16 protein-coding genes and 2 tRNA genes are annotated in these 19,312 nt (G+C 43.7%); 11 read left to right on the top strand and 7 right to left on the bottom strand.

Annotated elements, in window-relative coordinates; all coding sequences use genetic code 11:
* Position 1 precedes the first annotated feature (1 nt).
* From AC4MCC_RS01520 to AC4MCC_RS01495, 6 genes are all read right to left on the bottom strand, one after another.
* Positions 2 to 1,498, bottom strand: a complete 1,497-nt coding sequence (locus AC4MCC_RS01520) for a UDP-N-acetylmuramoyl-L-alanyl-D-glutamate--2,6-diaminopimelate ligase (RefSeq protein ID WP_491876460.1) — start codon at positions 1,496 to 1,498, stop codon at positions 2 to 4.
* An 11-nt stretch (positions 1,499 to 1,509) separates the two neighbouring features.
* Positions 1,510 to 3,333, bottom strand: a complete 1,824-nt coding sequence (gene ftsI, locus AC4MCC_RS01515) for a penicillin-binding protein PBP3 (protein ID WP_491876459.1) — start codon at positions 3,331 to 3,333, stop codon at positions 1,510 to 1,512.
* A 15-nt stretch (positions 3,334 to 3,348) separates the two neighbouring features.
* A complete protein-coding gene (gene ftsL / locus AC4MCC_RS01510) occupies positions 3,349 to 3,681 on the bottom strand; it encodes a cell division protein FtsL (RefSeq protein WP_491885592.1) in 333 nt (110 codons plus the stop codon).
* 10 nt (positions 3,682 to 3,691) lie between these two features.
* On the bottom strand, positions 3,692 to 4,603 hold the full coding sequence (rsmH, locus tag AC4MCC_RS01505) for a 16S rRNA (cytosine(1402)-N(4))-methyltransferase RsmH (RefSeq protein WP_491885591.1): 912 nt from the start codon (positions 4,601 to 4,603) through the stop codon (positions 3,692 to 3,694).
* Positions 4,604 to 4,794: 191 nt separating this feature from the next.
* Positions 4,795 to 5,814, bottom strand: a complete 1,020-nt coding sequence (locus tag AC4MCC_RS01500) for a sulfate ABC transporter substrate-binding protein (RefSeq protein ID WP_004787154.1) — start codon at positions 5,812 to 5,814, stop codon at positions 4,795 to 4,797.
* Between the two features lie 242 nt (positions 5,815 to 6,056).
* Entirely contained in the window at positions 6,057 to 7,061 is a 1,005-nt protein-coding gene (locus tag AC4MCC_RS01495) for a sulfate ABC transporter substrate-binding protein (protein ID WP_491885590.1), read from the bottom strand.
* 390 nt (positions 7,062 to 7,451) lie between these two features.
* Between AC4MCC_RS01495 and AC4MCC_RS01490 the strand changes: the two genes are divergently transcribed.
* The 6 genes from AC4MCC_RS01490 to AC4MCC_RS01465 all read left to right on the top strand — a co-directional run bounded on the left by AC4MCC_RS01490 (position 7,452) and on the right by AC4MCC_RS01465 (position 10,864).
* A complete protein-coding gene (locus AC4MCC_RS01490; RefSeq protein ID WP_180013405.1) occupies positions 7,452 to 7,757 on the top strand; it encodes a hypothetical protein in 306 nt (101 codons plus the stop codon).
* A gap of 139 nt (positions 7,758 to 7,896) precedes the next feature.
* The gene (gltX, locus tag AC4MCC_RS01485) at positions 7,897 to 9,405 is read left to right on the top strand and encodes a glutamate--tRNA ligase (protein ID WP_262737953.1); all 1,509 of its coding nucleotides are present in this window, start codon (positions 7,897 to 7,899) and stop codon (positions 9,403 to 9,405) included.
* A gap of 57 nt (positions 9,406 to 9,462) precedes the next feature.
* A tRNA-Ala gene (locus AC4MCC_RS01480) sits at positions 9,463 to 9,538 on the top strand.
* A 36-nt stretch (positions 9,539 to 9,574) separates the two neighbouring features.
* A tRNA-Glu gene (locus tag AC4MCC_RS01475) sits at positions 9,575 to 9,650 on the top strand.
* A gap of 143 nt (positions 9,651 to 9,793) precedes the next feature.
* A complete protein-coding gene (locus tag AC4MCC_RS01470) occupies positions 9,794 to 10,135 on the top strand; it encodes a hypothetical protein (protein WP_004787163.1) in 342 nt (113 codons plus the stop codon).
* 318 nt (positions 10,136 to 10,453) lie between these two features.
* Positions 10,454 to 10,864, top strand: coding sequence for an SEL1-like repeat protein (locus tag AC4MCC_RS01465; protein ID WP_419374537.1), 411 nt, complete (start codon positions 10,454 to 10,456; stop codon positions 10,862 to 10,864).
* A gap of 43 nt (positions 10,865 to 10,907) precedes the next feature.
* Here the strand turns inward: AC4MCC_RS01465 and ettA are convergent, their stop codons facing one another.
* Complete coding sequence (gene ettA, locus AC4MCC_RS01460) at positions 10,908 to 12,569, bottom strand: energy-dependent translational throttle protein EttA (protein ID WP_491885589.1); 1,662 nt, start codon at positions 12,567 to 12,569, stop codon at positions 10,908 to 10,910.
* Between the two features lie 318 nt (positions 12,570 to 12,887).
* On the opposite strand from ettA, the gene AC4MCC_RS01455 reads away from it, so the two are divergent.
* From AC4MCC_RS01455 to AC4MCC_RS01435, 5 genes are all read left to right on the top strand, one after another.
* On the top strand, positions 12,888 to 14,165 hold the full coding sequence (locus AC4MCC_RS01455; protein WP_491885588.1) for an O-acetylhomoserine aminocarboxypropyltransferase/cysteine synthase family protein: 1,278 nt from the start codon (positions 12,888 to 12,890) through the stop codon (positions 14,163 to 14,165).
* 296 nt (positions 14,166 to 14,461) lie between these two features.
* The gene (locus AC4MCC_RS01450) at positions 14,462 to 15,349 is read left to right on the top strand and encodes an SDR family NAD(P)-dependent oxidoreductase (protein ID WP_419364021.1); all 888 of its coding nucleotides are present in this window, start codon (positions 14,462 to 14,464) and stop codon (positions 15,347 to 15,349) included.
* 214 nt (positions 15,350 to 15,563) lie between these two features.
* Positions 15,564 to 16,346: a bifunctional phosphoribosyl-AMP cyclohydrolase/phosphoribosyl-ATP diphosphatase HisIE gene (hisIE, locus tag AC4MCC_RS01445; protein WP_180013393.1), complete on the top strand. Its 783-nt coding sequence runs from the start codon at positions 15,564 to 15,566 to the stop codon at positions 16,344 to 16,346.
* A 19-nt stretch (positions 16,347 to 16,365) separates the two neighbouring features.
* A complete protein-coding gene (locus tag AC4MCC_RS01440; protein WP_034590271.1) occupies positions 16,366 to 17,868 on the top strand; it encodes an AAA family ATPase in 1,503 nt (500 codons plus the stop codon).
* Positions 17,869 to 17,907: 39 nt separating this feature from the next.
* On the top strand, positions 17,908 to 19,302 hold the full coding sequence (locus AC4MCC_RS01435; RefSeq protein WP_491876454.1) for an AAA family ATPase: 1,395 nt from the start codon (positions 17,908 to 17,910) through the stop codon (positions 19,300 to 19,302).
* The last annotated feature ends 10 nt before the right edge of the window (positions 19,303 to 19,312 follow it).

Below are 19,312 nucleotides of genomic sequence, written 5' to 3'. Positions count from 1 at the left end.
CCTAATGCGCTGGAAATGCTAAATCACAGTTGTGATGCTGGGCATCAATTGCGGCCTGTACCTCGACCACATCATCAAACCAATGTCGCACCCCATCAATCTCCTGATAATTTTCGTGTCCCTTACCGGCAATCACCACAATGTCACCTGGCTGCGCCTGGTCGACTACAAAGCGGATTGCTTCACGACGGTCATGAATTTCATGATAGGTTTTGTCTGAAAAATCGATACCCTGCTTCATGTCAGCGAAAATCTGGTTTGGATCTTCAGTACGTGGATTGTCCGAAGTCAGCACTGCAATATCAGCACCTTCGAGAGCCGCTTGAGTCATCAGCGGACGTTTACCACGGTCACGATCACCGCCACAACCAAAAGCAACCCAGAGTTTTTGACTGACATGGCGCTTCAGTGTAAGCAAGACCTGAGTCAGGGCATCTGGAGTATGTGCATAATCCACGACAAATAAACGCTCATCATCACGAATCACCTGCATACGGCCTGGAGCACCTTTTAGCTCAGGTACAGTTGCAATTAAATCGGCTAGTGCAAAACCCGCCTGCTCTGCCACAATCAGGCTCGCAACCAGATTTTCGATATTGAAATGACCCAGCAAAGGACTATGCACAGTAAATGTATCTTGTGCAGTGATCAATTTAAATTCAGCACCGGAAATACTGTACTGGATATCCTGAACCTGATAATCGGCTGCTTGCGACAAAGAATAAGTCAGAATTTTCGGTTGGTTTGGATTGGTTCTTGCAGCATTCAGCATCACCTCTGCATGTGCGTCATCAATATTGATGACTGCAACTTTCAGAGATTCAAAGCTAAATAAACGCGATTTTGCTTCTGCATAAGCTTCCAGCGTACCGTGATAATCCAGATGATCTCGACTTAAATTGCTATAAGCCGCAATTTCAATCGCACAACCATTCAGACGACCCTGCTCCAGACCATGCGAACTCGCTTCAATTGAAGCAAATTCCGCACCAGCCTGTGCATAGGCATGCAAGGCATTTTGCAAATGCAGTGCATCAAGCGTGGTATGAGAAGAGGCTTCCAGATTCGGCAAAATACCATTCCCTGTAGTCCCCATAACTGCACAGGCTTTAGCTTGCAGCATCAGCAACTCAGCAACCAGACGGGAAATCGTGGTTTTACCATTGGTGCCGGTCACAGCCAGAATACGGGCAGCCTTGACTGGTTGAGTCGCTTGCAGATAGCGCTTCTGCCACTCGCCCATCAAGTGACGGACATTGGGTACTACCAAAGCTGGAGTAACACCCAGCTCTTGTTCTGAAATCACGGCCAGTGCACCCAATGACAGGGCTTTCTTGGCATATTCTGCGGTTTTTTCAGGTTGAGACAAGCTGGTCAGGGCAATAAAAATTTGCCCCAGTTTAACTTTGCGGCTGTCCAGTTCGAAACCCTGAAAGGATTGTCGCATCCACTCAGCAGGTTCTTGAACGGCGTAGAGATCTTGAAATGTAATGGACATTGATCACCTATTTACTGGACTTTGGGAGATTCTAAAGGTTTGTCCAACGGGACATTCAGCAGGCGTAAAGATTCCTGCATCACACGGGCAAAGACAGGTGCAGATACCATACCACCATAATAAGACCCTTGCGGATTTTCCACGACCACCACCATGGCAATACGCGGATCACTTACTGGCGCTACACCGGCAAATAAGGCACGGTATTCACTGGTTGAATAGCCTTTACGATCGGCACGCAATTTATGCGCAGTACCGGTTTTACCTGCAACACGATAACCAGGTACGGTTGCACGGGTTGCTGTACCACCAGGCAAAGTTGCTGTTTCCATCATCAGCAGAACCTGTTCTGCGATTTGTGGATCAATCATCTGCTCGCCTTGTGGCTGTTCTTCTAACTTATATAGACTTAAAGGCACTTTCACACCTTTGTTCGCCAGCATGGCATAGGCATCAGCCAATTGCAGCACAGTCGCATTCAGACCATAACCATAGGCCATGGTTGCTACTTCAGACACATTCCATTTACTTGGCGGCAGAATCAAACCGGAACTTTCACCCGGAAATTTCACTGCGGAACGCTGACCAAAACCAAGACGTTTATAGAAAGTCGGTAAAGTTTCATACGGCAGTGACAGAGCTAATTTAGCTACACCGACGTTTGATGATTTCTGGATAATACCACCCAGTGTCAACTGACCGTAGTTATGCGTATCACGAATAGTATGATTCCCGACTCGCATACTACCTGGACTCGTATTGATCACCGAATTGGCCGTATATTTCCCGCTCTCTAGAGCCATCGCCACTGTTAGCGGCTTCATGGTTGAACCCGGCTCGAAGGAATCGACAGCGCCACGGTTACGCATTGCGTCTTTATTTAATAAGCCATTCTTGTCATTCGGGTTATAAGATGGCCAAGAAGACATTGCCAGAATTTCACCAGTTTTGACATCAACTGCAATCGCTGTTGCGGAGCGGGCATTATTGGCGACGCCTGCTGCAGTCAGTTCACGATACATAATGTACTGTAAACGTGAGTCGATACTCAGGGTAATGTTTTCACCCGGCTCAACTTCTTTAATCACTTCCGGTTCTTTAACCCGGTTGCCTTTTTTGTCACGAATAATCTGCTGTTCTCCATCCTGACCGGCAAGACGGGTATTCAGCTGCATCTCCAGACCTTCAATACCTGTACCTTCACTATTGGTCAGACCAATAATCTGGGAGTTTGGCTGTGGCTGCGGATAATAACGCTTATAGTTTTTCTCGGTATACACACCCTGGAAATTACGCTTCATGATCAGTTCCGCCTGTTGTGGCGGCACTTCTTTTTTAAGGATCAGATAACGTGAACGTGGGCGCTCTTCCATCTTTCTACGCAATTCAGCACGATCCATACCTACTGCATCAGCCAGCTCATCCAGATTCAGGTTTTTATCTGGGAGTTGACGTTTCAGTTTACGGCTATTCGGCTCTTTCTGTAGCGCCAGCATGGTTTCATCATAGAGTTTTTTATTATCAAAATAGTCACGTGGGTCAATCACGATTTTCATAATCGGCGTACTGATTGCCAGCGGAATACCATTACGATCATAAATTACGCCACGCATGGCCTTGATGGTATTGGTTCGTAAAATATTGGCATTGGCTTTATTTTGCAAAAAGTCTTTATTGATAATCTGCACATAGAAAGCTCGGCCGATCAGTGTCACAAAACACAGCAGCACCACGGCCCACATGATGTAAAAACGGTTGATATAAACATTTAAGGCATTTTTCTCGGTGACGGACTGCTTTTTACGTACCGGTTGCTTCTTTCTCTTGTCTACCATGTTCGAGCGCTAGCCTTATTTTTTCTCATCTGAAGGTTGTGGTAAGGAAATCACGACACTCTGTGAAATCGGAGGTGAATACATCCTTAACTGGGTCACTGCACGGGTACCAATCTGCGCGGTCGCACCAAAGGTCTGCTGTTCAATCAGCAAACGTCCCCACTCTGCATTCAAATCATCCCGTTCACGCAGATAGGTACTTAGTTCTCGATTATCCTGACGGTATTCAAAGACCTGGAAGACGACAAATACCGCACTGATAAAGACCATCAATATCAATATGAGGTAAACAATGACTTTTTTCAGCCATAACTTTTCTGTTTTTTTATCAACCACTTCAGTTTTCATGATGTGCCTATTAAGCTAAACGTTCTGCCACGCGCAGCCATGCGCTACGTGAACGAGGATTGGCTTTAACTTCCTCATCACTTGCCTTGACCCGGGCGATTTTCTTTAAACGTCGCGTATCCTTTTGTTGTTGCGGCATTCCCCAGCCTGAATCTTCTTCAAGCGTTGATTCTTTTTGAATAAACTGTTTAATCAACCGGTCTTCCAGTGAATGGAAACTGATCACAGCCAAACGTCCCTCCGGTTTTAAAATCTCAACCGCTTGAGGGAGGAAAGTTTCAATATCTTCTAATTCTTTATTAATAGCAATACGAATTGCCTGGAAAGTTCGGGTGGCAGCATGTTTATTTTTTTCCCATTTTGGATGGGCAACTTTCACAATTTCCGCCAGTTTGGCTGTGGTATCAATATATCCGGCAGCCTTGATTGCTTTAGCAATACGGCGACTATAACGCTCTTCCCCATACTGAAAAATCACATTAGCCAGTGCTTCTTCTTCAATATCCACCAGCCATTCTGCTGCAGTCGGGCCTTGTGAGTTGTCCATACGCATATCTAGCGGGCCATCTTTCATAAAGCTAAAACCGCGTTCTGCCTGATCCAGCTGCGGTGAAGATACCCCTAGGTCAGCCATCACCCCATCTACACTTACAATACCCTGCTCAGCTAATGCCTGTTTTAAATCAGCGAAGCTGGCATGGATAATTTTAAAACGTGAATCTTCCAGTTCCAGTTCTGCGGCAACAGCCAATGCTTGCGGATCTTTATCAAAGGCGTAGACACGTGCATTTTCATCCAATTTGGAAAGCAATAAACGTGTATGTCCACCGCGACCAAAGGTTCCATCCACATAAATTCCCGTATTGCGACCAGCCAATAAGGCATCAATCGTTTCGTGAAGTAATACAGAAATATGTGACATAAAAACTCAATCAATAGGGCGAAAAATTTAACTGCACATTATCACTCTGTTTAGCTAAAGCTCCAAACGACTTTTTGTAGATAAATATTAATTTCTATAGAGAAAACCGTTTTTATTTTTTGACAGCCGATAAAAAAGCCTCCATAAAGGAAGCTTTTTTTATATTTTAAATTTATTTTCTAATCAACAGATTAACGCTTCGAGTTATAGATCTGGTCGAAGATTGCGCCATTCACAAAGTGAGTTTTCTGTGCATTGGCCCAGCCACCGAATACTTCATCAATGGTAAAGGTTTTAATTTTCGGGAACTGTGATGAATATTTGGCTAAGACTTTCTCATTACGTGGACGATAGAAATGTCGTGCTGCCATGTCCTGACCAAGTGGAGAATAAAGATAGTTGATATAACCTTTAGCTAACCATTTATTGCCATTTTTATCTACCGTACGATCTACGATGGCTACAGAGGGTTCAGTCAGAATAGTCAAAGATGGATAAACGATATCAAACTTATTTTTACCCAGAGTTTTTTGTGTTACCAGAGCTTCATTTTCCCAGGTTAACAGCACATCACCAATATTACGTTCAGCAAATGTCGTCATTGAGGCACGTGCGGCTGAGTCCATCACTTTGACGTTTTTATAAAGCTTGCCGACAAATTCTTGGGCTTTGGCTTTGCTACCCCCTGGTTGTTTCTCTGCATAACCCCAAGCTGACAGATAGACCCAACGTGGCAAACCACCGGTTTTTGGGTTTGGCGTGATAATTTCTACACCCGGTTTAGTCAGATCTTTCCAGTCCTTAATTCCTTTAGGGTTACCCTTACGCACCATGAACACAATTGTCGAAGTATAAGGTGCAGAATTATGCGGGAACTCTTTTTGCCAACCTGGCTGGATCTGACCAGATCTTACGATCTCTTCAATATCGTTTGCCAATGCCAAGGTAACCACATCACCTTTTAAACCGTCGACCACAGAACGCGCCTGTTTACCTGAACCGCCGTGTGACTGTTTAAAGTTCACATCGATACCGGTTCGTTTTTTCCAGTAGGCACCAAAAGATTTGTTGAATTCGTCATAGAATTCACGGGTCGCATCATAAGAAACGTTCAGGAATTCACGATCCGCGGCTTGGCTCGCAGTTGCAGTAAATGTCAGACCTGTTGCCAATAAGGCAGCACTAACCAGTGATTTTAATTGAGTTTTCATAAGAGTATCGGGAGATTATCTTCATTAGATATAACTATATGAAATAAAGTTATTTTTCGCAATTGAGCAAACAAAGTGCATACAGGGTAATATTTAGTTATTTTTTGTTTTAATTTCATGTTTTATATAATAAAAATATCTAGATTAAAGGCTTATTCTATTTTTATAGCATTTTATGCTTTAGATATAAAAAAAACGGATAATAAATTATCCGCTTTCTCATAATGGTTCAGTAAGTAAAATTATTTACGGTTTTCCGCAGAGATCTGATCGTAAATTGCTCCATTCACAAAATGGGTTTTCTGCGCTTTTGCCCAGCCGCCAAAGACTTTATCAATAGTAAAAGTCTGGATTTTCGGGAATTGCGCTGCATATTTCGCTGCTGCTTTGGCATCGCGTGGACGGAAGTAATATTTCGCTGCCAACTCCTGCCCTTTTGGTGAATATAAATAGTTCAGATAACCTTTGGCCAAATTACGGTTGCCATTTTTATCCACAGTCTTGTCGACAATCGCCACTGAAGGCTCAGCCAGAATAGAAATTGAAGGATAAACAATTTCATATTTATCTTTACCCAAACCTTGCGTCGCCAATAACGCTTCATTTTCCCAAGAGAGTAATACATCGCCGATCCCGCGTTCAGCAAAGGTCGTTAATGAACCACGCGCACCTGAATCCAGTACTTTGACATTGGCATAGAGTTTTTTCACCAGTTCTTTGGCTTTGGCATCATTACCACCCGGCTGTTTCAAGGCATACCCCCAGGCGGACAGATAAATCCAGCGCGGTGCACCACCGGTTTTTGGGTTTGGCGTAATAATTTCAACGCCTGGTTTGGTTAGGTCATTCCAGTCTTTAATCTGTTTTGGATTGCCTTTACGAACCAGAAATACAATCGTAGAGGTATAAGGAGCCGAATTACTTGGGAACTCTTTCTGCCAGCCCTTTTCGATTAAGCCTGCATTGACAATTTCTTCGATGTCATTGGCCAGTGCCAAAGTGACTACATCGGCCTGCAAACCATCCACCACAGAGCGTGCCTGTTTACCTGAACCACCATGCGACTGTTTAAAGTTGACCGCTTGCCCGGTTTTCTGTTTCCAGAACTTGCCAAATTCTTCGTTATATTCCTGATAGAATTCGCGGGTCGGATCATAGGAAACATTGAGAAAGTCTTTTGCAGCATAGCTAGGAATGACACTTCCGCCAAGTAATACTAAAATAGTAGAAGTTATTATCTTTTTCATGATGGGCACTCATTGCTAATTTACCCAGCACTATATAAACAAAAAAATTACTTAACAATCAGATGATTATAATATTTTATCCAATCATATTCTATTTTTGATATATATGCTCACAATTCATTTCGGATACATTTTCCCCTAAAAATTTAATATCCTGCTACAATATAAGACAGTTCTTCACGATCTCTACACAGTTATCTGTTACAAATAGGCAACTTAAATGTGGAAATTTTGAGATTTAGTAATTTTCCACAGAGAAATATTAGTTTTTTGTAAAAAATGTGACCTGGTTCTACTTTTTTATATCTGAATGTGATTAGATTGTAGCCAGTATTATAACAACATTTTTAACAAAACAAGATTAACCAGAGCCAAGGAGGAAGTTTGGATATGAAATTTAAAATATTCACAGCCAGCATCCTAAGTCTTATCATGCTGTTCTCGATTCAACTTGGCCATGCCGTAGTTGTAAAAACAGAGCTACCTAAAGCCTCTGTAAGTGCAATTGAAGTGAAAACCTCACCAATTGAAAAAGCGATTCAGCAACATAAAGCTGATAAAAATGCTTTTCATACTGAGGATGAACTTAAGGCGCTGACTGCGTTCAAATCAAATCCGACTCAAAGCTTTTTTGCAGCTCAAAACCTGCGCTTTACCCGCTTTGTGCAAAGTATTTTTTCTCCGAGCAATTCATAAGACTTAGTTTTAGTTCTCCACATTCGTTATATTTTGCTCATCCTGAAAAGCCGCATCATTCAATGTTGAATAAAGCATTAAGTGATGTGGCTTTTTCGTTATAATAGCTGCAATTTTATATTTAAGATTAGATCCGGTTATGACTGTTCGTACTCGTATTGCACCTTCTCCTACCGGCTTCCCGCATGTGGGAACTGCCTATATTGCCCTGTTCAACCTGTGTTTTGCTAAACAGCACGGTGGCGAATTCATTCTTCGTATTGAAGATACGGATCAGCTGCGTTCTACTCCTGAATCTGAAAAAATGATTCTGGACTCACTACGCTGGTTAGGCCTGAACTGGTCAGAAGGCCCAGATGTCGGTGGTCCACATGCACCATACCGCCAGTCAGAACGAATGAGCATCTATAAAAAATACGCAGAAGAACTGGTAGATAAAGGTCATGCCTTCTACTGTTTCGCAACAGCGCAAGAACTGGATGAAATGCGTGCTGAACAGCAGGCTCGTGGCGAAACTCCACGCTACGATGGCCGCGGTCTAAAACTGTCTAAAGAAGAAGTGGCACGTCGTCTGGCAGCTGGTGAACCGCACGTGATCCGTATGAAAGTGCCGACTGAAGGGGTATGTACGTTCAATGATATGCTGCGTGGTGAAGTGGAAATTCCATGGGCGCAAGTCGACATGCAAATTCTGCTGAAAACTGATGGTCTGCCAACTTACCATCTGGCAAACGTGGTCGATGACCACCTGATGCAAATTACACATGTGATTCGTGGTGAAGAATGGATTCCATCTGCACCGAAACATCAGTTGCTGTACAAATACTTTGGTTGGGACATGCCAGTCCTGTGCCACATGCCTCTACTGCGTAACCCGGACAAATCAAAACTGTCTAAACGTAAGAACCCGACTTCAATTAACTACTATAAAGACATCGGTGTATTGCCAGAAGCATTGCTGAACTATCTGGGCCGTATGGGCTGGTCAATGCCAGATGAGCGTGAAAAGTTCACTTTGGCTGAAATGATTGAACACTTTGACATTAACCGTGTCTCTCTGGGTGGTCCAATCTTTGATGTTGAGAAACTGAACTGGTTAAATGGTCAGTGGATTAAAGCCCTTTCTCCTGCTGAACTATTAGATACCCTACTAGCCTGGAAAGCAGACCGTGCCAAACTGGAAGAAATCGCTGCTGCAATTCAACCACGGATCAATCTGCTGTCTGAAGCAGTGAACTGGTCAGCGCATTATTTCAACCATTTCCCGACTTTGACTAAAGAACAGTTTGAAAGCAAAAAACTTTCTGAAGAACAAGTTCGTCAAAGCCTGCAATTTGCGATCTGGCGTCTGGAAAGCCTGTTCACCTGGAACAATGACACTGTCAGCCAAACGCTGATGGATCTGGCAAATCAGATGGGCGTTAAATTACGTGACTTTATGCCAGCATTCTTTATTGCGATTGCCGGTTCAACCGCTTCTACCCCAGTCATGCAGACCATGGTTACCATTGGTCCGGATCTGACTTTTGCCCGTCTGCGCCACGCGCTGGAAGTTGTGGGTGGTCCTAGCAAGAAAGAAGTAAAAGCTTGGGAAAAACTGAATGAGAGTCTGAAACTGCCGAAAAATGAAGCAGTTGATCAAGCTTGATTTATTTTTTAGTTGACGGCTGAGCGTTATATCCATAATATAGCGCTCACACAGACTGGGGTCATAGCTCAGTTGGTAGAGCGCTACAATGGCATTGTAGAGGTCAGGAGTTCGATCCTCCTTGACTCCACCAAATAAGTCTTGCTTTACCTGTGTATTTGCCTCATTTGTCCCTATCGTCTAGAGGCCTAGGACATCGCCCTTTCACGGCGGTAACCGGGGTTCGAATCCCCGTAGGGACGCCATATTCAAGATGGCAACATCTTAATAAAAAACCCAAGCATTGTGACTTGGGTTTTTTATTGTCTGTCTGTTTTATATTGGCGGTATTTCGGTTTTTGCGTATCTTCCGATAAAATAATCAGTAATTTAGAATTTTGGAGTTGTAATGCAATATCGCTGCCCTAAATGTCAAAGCCCAAAAATCATGCCCGTGGCTCAGCCAGGTCAACCAGCGGCACGTCCAGTCGTGCCTAAAAGCCTGATCATGCTGGTGCCTGCCCTGTTTGTATTATTGCTACTGGTCATCATTAGCATCGCGATGTGGATTTTTGGAGATGGTGCAGGTACGACTTTACAGACCGCTACTGTGATCGTGTTTATTATCTGTCTGATCGCAGGCTTCATGTTCTATAAAGATTTGCCTGATTTTAAAATTTCCATGCAGGCTTTCATGCAAAGCCAAAAGAAATGGAAATGCCGTGAATGCAATCATGAGTGGGAAATCTGATTTCTATAGTTCACTCAATTTCAAAGCCGAAAAATCTTGCATGCTTATGCAAGATTTTTTTATTAGTAAAACTAAATCTTCTAGCCCCTAATATCAAAATGTAGACTAGAACAACAAATTCATATTTTTTCTAATTTAATTCACTTTTAAAATGAAGTTTTTTTATTTTTACTGCTTGTTTTTGCTCATTAAATACACAAAAATATCAACATGAGACTAAAAGCATGCAATTCATTACCGTAATAAAACCGCTTTATATTGTAGTCTTTAGTGGATAGTTTAATTAATTGTTAATAATGGCAAACGTGAGGAATAAAAATGCTTAAACTTAAAAAAGTCATACATTTTCTGTTTTCTCATGATGAGCCTACAGGTTCAGAAGTGGAGAATTCTATTTCTGAAGCAGACACCTATTATCTGGAAGCTGTACAGCTTGAAAAGCTTTGCCATGCTTTAAAGCAACGCCAAGTCGAACATTTTCAAATTGCGCAGCTAAAGCAGCAAGAAAGTTATCAACGCAATGCTTTCTGGAACTATTTAAGTGCAGCAACACGTGGACACGCCGAAGCGCAATATAGACTGGGTAAACACTTTCTTAAAGGTAGTCTAGGTTTAGATCAGAATTATTTTCATGCTGAAGAATGGCTGAATAAGGCTAAACAGCAAGGTCATTTAAAAGCTGCGCGGCTGTTATCAAATACTTATAGCCAAATGAGTGTCCAATATTAAATAAAAAAACCAGCCCAAAGGCTGGTTTTTTTATGCGCTTGGATTAAGCACCAATTTTGCGGTATTTCTGACGCTTCGCTGCCAGATCATCGCCATATTTCTTACGGCGATATTCTTCAAACTCGGTATAGTTACCGGTGAAGAATTCTGGAGTCTCATCTTCAAATGACAAGATGTGAGTCGCAATACGGTCCAAGAACCAGCGGTCATGCGATACCACCATCACACAGCCCGGGAAGACCAGAATCGCATCTTCTAACGCACGTAAAGTTTCTACGTCCAAGTCGTTTGATGGTTCATCGAGCAGGATTACGTTCGCACCTTGTTGCAGGATTTTCGCAAGTTGTAAACGGTTACGCTCACCACCTGACAATTCACCTACGCGTTTTTGCTGATCTTGACCTTTAAAGTTGAAGCGACCGATGTAAGCACGAGATGCAATTTCGTAATCGCCTACTTTCAGGATATCCAGACCGCCAGACACTTCTTCCCAAACGGTTTTATTGTCATCCAGGGTGTCACGAATCTGACCCACATAAGCAACTTTTACAGAATCACCCAAAGTCACTGTACCAGTATCGGGTTGCTGTTCGCCCGTCATCATACGGAACAATGTAGTTTTACCTGCACCGTTTGGACCTACGATACCGACAATCGCTGTTGGTGGTACTGTGAAAGACAAGTCTTTATACAGCAGTTTGTCACCAAACGATTTGCTGACCCCTTCAACTTCAACCACCTTGTTGCCCAGACGTGGACCAGGCGGAATATAGATTTCAGAAGTTTCATTACGTTGCTGGAATTCGCGAGAGTTAAGCTCTTCGAAACGCTCCATACGTGCTTTGTTTTTCTTCTGCTGGCCTTTCGCATTTGAACGAACCCATTCAAGTTCTTTTTTCAATGCTTTAGCAAAAGATTCTTCCTGCTTGTTCTCTTGTTCTAAACGCGCATTTTTCTGTTCCAGCCAAGAAGAATAGTTACCTTGGTAAGGAATACCATGTCCGCGGTCAAGCTCCAGAATCCACTCGGCTACGTTATCCAGGAAATAACGGTCGTGCGTAATCGCCACGATAGTGCCCGGGAAGTCTTTCAGGAAGCGTTCCAGCCAAGATACAGATTCTGCATCCAAGTGGTTGGTCGGTTCGTCGAGAAGCAGCATGTCTGGTTTAGACAGCAGTAAACGACATAATGCAACACGACGGCGTTCACCACCTGAAAGCATGGTTACATCTGCATCCCATGCAGGCAGATTTAATGCTGCTGCAGCCTGTTCCAACTGGTTATTCAGGTTATGCGCATCCCAAGTCTGGATAATCGCTTCCAGTTTTTCCTGTTCTTTCGCCAAAGCATCGAAGTCTGCATCCGGATCTGCATAGTCTGCAAATACCTGATCAAGGCGTTCTAATGCATCAAGTGCTTCACGTACGCCGTCTTCAACGTTGCCACGAACGTCTTTGGTTGGATCAAGTGGTGGTTCTTGCTCGAGGTAACCGATTTTGATACCCGGTTGCGCACGTGCTTCACCAGAGAAATCTTTATCTACGCCCGCCATAATACGAAGCAAAGTAGATTTACCTGCACCGTTCAGACCAAGCACACCAATTTTTGCGCCTGGGAAAAATGATAAGGAGATATCCTTGAGGATTTCGCGCTTTGGCGGAACCATCTTGGACACTCGGTTCATCGTATAAATATATTGGGCCACGTAGGACTCCTCAATTGAAAAACCAAATGGGGAAGAAACAAACTTCCCCTGCTCAATCATGAGCGAAAAAATAATCGGCTATTATACGCAGAAAGTCTTCAAAACATAAGCCATTCACGTGAAGTTAATGCCTTGTTACAAGTTTAATCCTGTTTATTTTTCAAACAGTATTTCTGACACCTAAACTTGCATTATTTTGCTGATGCTATATCGTTAATTAAGATATTCATTTGAATAAATATGCACTTTTCTTCATATTTCAAGTGTTAATATTTGAGCAGTTTCATTACAGCTAAAAACACAAGAAGACCAACGATCATGACTTATAAAGCAGAAACTTTAGCGATTCACGCAGGCTATAGCCCGGAACCTACCACTAAAGCTGTTGCGGTTCCCATTTATCAAACCACCTCATATGCCTTTGACAATACTCAGCACGGTGCAGACCTGTTTGACCTAAAAGTTCAGGGCAATATCTATACCCGCATCATGAACCCAACCACGGCAGTGCTGGAACAACGTATTGCAGCTCTGGAAGGTGGTATTGGTGCGCTGGCTTTAGCTTCAGGTATGGCTGCGATTACCTATGCGATTCAGACCATTGCTGAAGCGGGTGACAATATTGCTTCGGTGTCTACTTTATATGGCGGCACTTATAACCTGTTTGCACATACCCTGCCTAAACAAGGGATCGAAGTTCGTTTCTTTGACTATCAAGACCCGGAAGCATTACGTGGCCTAATTGATGACAAGACCAAACTGGTTTTTGTGGAATCAATTGGTAACCCGCTGGGCAATATCATTGACCTCGAAGCGATTTCCAAGATTGCACATGAATATGGCGTACTAGTCATCGTTGATAATACGGTTGCCACCCCAGTCCTACAGAAATCTTTTGATTTCGGTGCCGACATCGTGGTGCATTCGCTGACCAAATATATTGGCGGTCATGGTAATTCGATTGGCGGCATTATTGTAGATAGTGGCAAGTTCCCATGGGGTCAACATGCCGAGCGCTTCCCTGCTCTGAATACACCTGATCCGAGTTATCACGGTGTCAATTATGTTGAAGCTTTAGGTGAAGCTGCCTATATCGCACGTGCTCGCGTCGTACCTCTGCGTAATACCGGGGCAGCGATCAGCCCGCAAAATGTATTTTTAATTCTGCAAGGCTTGGAAACTTTGAGCCTGCGTATGGAACGTCATACTGAAAATGCGCTGAAGGTTGCAGAATATTTACAACAACATCCGAAAGTAAAATGGGTCAATTATGCCGGTCTGAAAGATCACCCGCAGCATGCTTTGGCACAAAAATATGTGAAAGGTAAACCGTCTGCCATTCTGACTTTTGGTGTAGAAGGTGGCCGTGAAGGCGGTGCCCGTTTTATCGATGCCCTGCAATTGTTCACTCGGCTGGTCAATATTGGGGATGCCAAGAGTTTGGCCTGCCACCCGGCAACGACCACCCACCGCCAGCTTAATGCTGAAGAGCTTAAATCAGCAGGTGTGAGTGAAGATATGGTGCGTTTATCGATCGGAATTGAACACATTGATGACCTGATTGCGGATCTGGACCACTCTCTCGCAGCAGTTTAAGCCTCATTTTAAAGCAGAAAACTCCAGCAAAAAATGCTGGAGTTTTTTTATTTATTTTTTGAATACAATCACTTGCTTTGTGATTTATTTTCATGATAAAAATCAATTGAAACGGCGAACACAAATAGAGCAATTACTCTAATTTTTATTTTATTTTCAATAGTTTAATGTATAGATTTTCTTAAATAATTGGTTATCATATTAGTACTCATCTTCGCTCTTATCTCTGTTAGAGCCATCTTTGATTTTTTAATAAAAATAATTTGAACACAGTCTTCAAATTAGGGATAACAAACGTGAAAACTAGACTACAGAAACAATTGGAAAAACGTATTGCAGGTAAAACTGTCCTTATTACAGGCGCATCCAGTGGTATAGGTTTAACGACAGCACATCAGCTGGCAGATGCTGGCGCACATGTTTTACTGGTCGCGCGTACCAAAGACACCCTAGAACAAGTAAAAAAAGAAATTGAATCCAAAGGCGGTAAAGCTTCAGTATTTCCATGTGATCTCAATAATATGGAATCCATTGATGAAGTGTCCAAACAGATTATTGCTTCAGTCGATCATATCGACATCCTGATTAACAATGCGGGCCGCTCGATTCGCCGTGCAGTGCATGAATCAGTGGATCGTTTTCATGATTTTGAACGTACCATGCAGCTGAATTATTTTGGTGCTGTACGTCTGGTGATGAATATCCTGCCGCAAATGATGATTCGCCGTGCAGGTCATATCATCAATATCAGCTCGATTGGGGTATTGGCGAATGCCACCCGCTTCTCAGCATATGTCGCATCTAAAGCCGCACTGGATGCTTTCAGCCGCTGTCTGTCTGCAGAAGTCCATTCACATAAAATTGCGATCACTTCGATTTATATGCCTTTGGTTCGTACGCCAATGATCGCACCGACCAAAATTTATAAATATGTGCCTACCCTGTCTCCGGAACAGGCAGCCGAACTGATTGCTTATGCGATTGTGAAACGTCCGAAGAAAGTCGCAACCCATCTGGGACGTCTGGCTTCGATTACCTATGCGATTGCGCCAGACATCAACAATGTCCTGATGTCGATCGGTTATAACCTATTCCCAAGCTCTTCAGCATCAGTGGGTCAGCCGCAAAAACTGAACTGGGTGCAAAAGGCCTATGCGCGGATCTTCCCAGGTGAGCACTGGTAATTTTTTCAAGAATATTCTGGCCGCCTAAGGGCGGCTATTTTATTTCTACACTTTAGAGATTCAGTCGCTCAGGTTTATAATCTGAATGCGCCTAACGGCACATCCTGTCTTTTCAGGCACAGATTTTTGCCGCAAATGCGACGAGATCACGTACACTATGGACGGATATTTCCTATCCATCTTTTTATATCTGATTCAATTAATGGAAACCCTTATGAACAACGTGCAATGGCTCGATGAAGTAAAATTTAACGAACAAGGTCTGATCCCTGCCATTGCCCAGCACCATCAAACTGGTCGTGTATTGATGGTCGCCTGGATGAACCGCGAAGCGCTGACTTTAACTGCTGAAAAAAATCAGGCGGTATATTTCTCCCGTTCGCGCAACAAGTTATGGCATAAGGGCGAAGAATCTGGTCATTTCCAGACTGTGCATGAAATCCGTCTGGACTGTGATGCGGACGTGATTATTTTACAGATTGAACAGCATGGTGGTATTGCCTGCCATACTGGTCGTGAATCATGTTTCTACCGTAAACTGACACCAAATGGCTGGGAAATTGTGGATGCACAAATCAAAGATCCTGCTGCGATTTACGGTGAAAAATCAACAAATCCACATACCCTTGCCATGAATGCCTCAACCGCTCAGTCTGAACAGGTTGAAGTATTGTCATACTTGGGCGAGATGATGGCAGAGCGTAAGAAAGCTGATCCGGAATCTTCTTATGTGGCCAAGCTGTACCATAAAGGCCTCAACAAGATTCTGGAAAAAGTCGGTGAAGAAAGCTTTGAGACCGTGATCGCGGCTAAAGATTTCAAAACTGAAGCCTCTGAAGACAACAAGAATGACCTGATCTATGAAGTGGCTGATCTATGGTTCCATACCATTGTGATGCTCGGTTACTTCGACCTGGATCCGCAACTGGTCCTGAATGAACTGGCACGCCGTCAGGGTCTATCCGGTCTGGTTGAAAAAGCCAATCGCCAACATTAAATCGTGAATGAATCTACCTGTGTCTGATCTGCAAAAACCCAAAGCGACCTATGAGCAGGCAACTGCTATTGATAACGCACGCCTGGGAAAATCTTTTAAAGTCATTGCCTATGCGGGCACAGGTAAAACCACGACCCTGCAAATGATCAGTGATGCCATGCCGGAACGGCGCGGCATGTATCTGGCGTTTAATAAATCCATTGCCTCAGAAGCACAAAACAAGTTTCATCGTGGTGTCGACTGCCGTACTTTCCACTCCCTGGCTTTTCGCAGTGTTCCACGTGGAGTCACGGATAAACTACGCCTACCGCGTTTAAGTCCAAGCTTTATTGCCAAAGAATATCGCCTTGAACCGATGACCTTGCGCCGGATGATGGGCGGACGTTATGAAAAATATGTACTGATGCCTTCGCGTCTGGCCAGTCTGGTCGCGAATGCAGTTGGCTATTTCTGCTCAACCAGTTCGCAATATCCCGCCCCGCGACATATTCAGGCACCGAGCTGGCTACACCCAGATGATATTGAAGCATTGCAAAAGAAACTTTATCCAGCAGTTGAACGGCGTTGGTTAGAGTCAATTGATCCCAATCATCAGGCCGGGATTGGGCATGATATTTACCTGAAACTTTGGGCATTGTCTGAGCCCAATATTCCTGCCGACTATGTGCTGTTTGATGAAGCACAGGATGCTGATCCACTGATGCTGGGAATTTTGCTGAAACAGCGTAGCACTCAGGTCATCTATGTCGGCGATGCACATCAGCAAATTTATGCCTGGCGTGGTGCAGTGAATGCCATGCAGCAGCTGCCACTACCTGAATCTCGTCTGACCACTTCCTTCCGTTTCGGGCCTGAAATTGCGCTGAATGCCAATGCGATTTTGGGAGCACTGAATGAAACCGTGCCCCTACTCGGTAATCCGCACTTAAATTCTAAAGTGGTCAATAAACCACATACCAAATTGCGCGATGCGATTCTATGCCGGACCAATGCACGTGCTATGGAACTGTTACTCGCCGGTTTAGTACGTGGTGATAAAGTCAGCCTGCAAGCGGATCATGTCAAGCTAAACCGTTTTGTTGATGCCGCTGCGATGCTGAAACAGGGCAAACGTGTGGTTGATGTACCTGAACTGGCCTGGTTTAATTCCTGGCATGATGTGCACGAGTACTGCGAGACCAATGAAGGCAGTGATATCAAGCCTTTAGTCAAACTGGTCGATGAACATGGTACTGATCCCCTGAAAACTGCCCTTGCCAAAATCACACCAATCGGGCAAGCGGACTACATCATCTCTACCGCACATAAGGCCAAAGGTTTGGAATGGGATCGGGTACACATTGAAGATGATTACCAGTTTAAGCTGAATGAGAAAGACCATAAAATTAGTGACGAAGAGTTACGTCTGCTGTACGTGGCCTGTACTCGTGCTAAAGTAAGCTTAAATATTCATCACATTTATGACCTCATTCAACAACTGAAAATCAGGATGCCACAGTCACTGCGCCAAGCCGTCGGCTAAGGTAAAACATAGATGTAAAAATCACGCTACAGGTGATCCATGCACATCGAAAAAATACAACTCAAACATGCTCTGCACTTTTCTAATATCCAGCTCGATTTTGATCTGCAAAAATCACCTGTGACTTTAATTTTGGGTGATCAGGGTTCCGGTAAAACTACCTTGCTGCGCTTAAGTTATCAGGCTTTGACCTGGTTTTCTGCACGTTTTCGTGACTTGCGTACCGCAGGTTTAAGTATGCTGGATCAGGATATCCTGCAAAATCGTCTGCAATCCAAAATTGATATCCTGGTGCGTTTTCCTGATGATTTGGGATCATTTCCTGAATCAGCACAGGGAGAAGCGGCCCCTGCCCAATCTTGTTCCTGGCAGTTATATAAAACCTTAAATAGTCAGGGAATTGGCTTTGCCAAAGCAGAAACGCAGCAACTCGATGCCATGGTGAATCTTTATCAGAAGGCAAGGCAACATGACCCTTTGCTCGGTCTGCCTATGGTCGCCTACTATCCAGCTGAACGCTTCGTCAATGAAATCAATTTACTCAGCAAAAATAATCAGGCCATTTTTCAGACTGCGCATGCTTATGAAATTACCGCCATTCCTTTTACGACTTTTGCGCGCTTCTTTGAATGGTTTCGTGAAGTTAGTGATATTGAAAATGCACAAAGTGCCAAGATCATTGACCAGATTCTAGATCAGGCACTACAGCAATCGGATGATATACAGGCAGATCAACTGGCCCAGCAAATTGAAAAAGCCAAAGCGCATATGCATACACCGAGCTTAACTGCCTTGCGTGAAGCTCTATCCATTGTACTACCAGAACTTAGCCAGATTTATCTCGATTACCAGCCCAAGCTGCAATTGATGGTGCGTTATCAGGATCACACCTTTAGCTTTCAGCAGTTGTCGAGCAGTATCCGGAACTGGATTGCACTGGTGGGAGATATCGTACGACGCCTTTGTCTGCTTAATCCGCACAGCTTATTTCCCTGTCAGGAAGGTACTGGCATCTTAATGATTGATGAAATTGATCATCAACTGGATCAGGACATGGCTGCCGTCATTTTACCGCGTCTGCATCAGGCGTTTCCTAACTTGCAGATTATTGTGACTGGAAACCGGCCGGAATTGCTGGAACAGGCTCAGGATTTTCAGTGTCTAAAACTGGAAAATAAACAGCTGCATCCCATCCATCTGAATCCAATGCAGGTTCAATATGATCATCTCTATGCGAAGTTGCCGCTTGAGATTAGCCAACATCATTCAGATATAGAAAAAGTTGAAGATGCACTTCAGGAACCAGAAACAGTCAACCTGACGGCTCAATCTGTTTTGCAACTGATTCAGGAGCAGCTAAGCACAGAACAGCAGCAAGAACTTTTACAACTGTTGAGTCAGGATAATTCACAAAGCTTGCCTCAATCTTCTTAAATAGTGCTGA

The organism is Acinetobacter sp. CAU_H_56, assembly GCF_058599425.1.
The sequence above is the reverse complement of the archived record's forward strand: the minus strand, read 5'-3'. Positions and strand labels throughout refer to the sequence as shown.